Raw genomic sequence first — 267 nt, 5'->3', positions numbered from 1 at the left:
ACACCCATCGGGAAAAGCGTTAAATGAATTAAGTGAGGAAGAGTTAGCGGAAATTCAAGGGGCATCAGATGTACAACCAGAAACAACACCGCTTTGTGTGGGAGTCATTATCGGGTTAACAACGTCAATTAAGATTTGTAAATAAAATAAAAAACGAAAACGAGAGGATGAATGAAATGTCAAAAGGATACAAGTTCACAAAAGAAGAGTTAGTAGAAGCGTGGAAAGATCCACAAGTAAGAGAGAAGTTAAAAGACTTACCGAAAC

Annotated in this window: 2 protein-coding genes; both read left to right on the top strand. The window is 37.5% G+C overall.

The features are described from left to right. Positions 1-145, top strand: a 145-nt coding sequence (locus tag MR147_RS26895) for a mersacidin family lantibiotic (RefSeq protein WP_141549521.1), incomplete at its 5' end; no start/stop codon positions are given. Between the two features lie 22 nt (positions 146-167). Further along, the coding region (locus tag MR147_RS26890) for a mersacidin/lichenicidin family type 2 lantibiotic (RefSeq protein WP_313897175.1) at positions 168-267 on the top strand (100 nt) is incomplete at its 3' end.

The organism is Bacillus cereus group sp. BfR-BA-01350, from assembly GCF_022663775.1.
Classification (GTDB): domain Bacteria; phylum Bacillota; class Bacilli; order Bacillales; family Bacillaceae_G; genus Bacillus_A; species Bacillus_A paranthracis.
The sequence above is the reverse complement of the archived record's forward strand: the minus strand, read 5'-3'. Positions and strand labels throughout refer to the sequence as shown.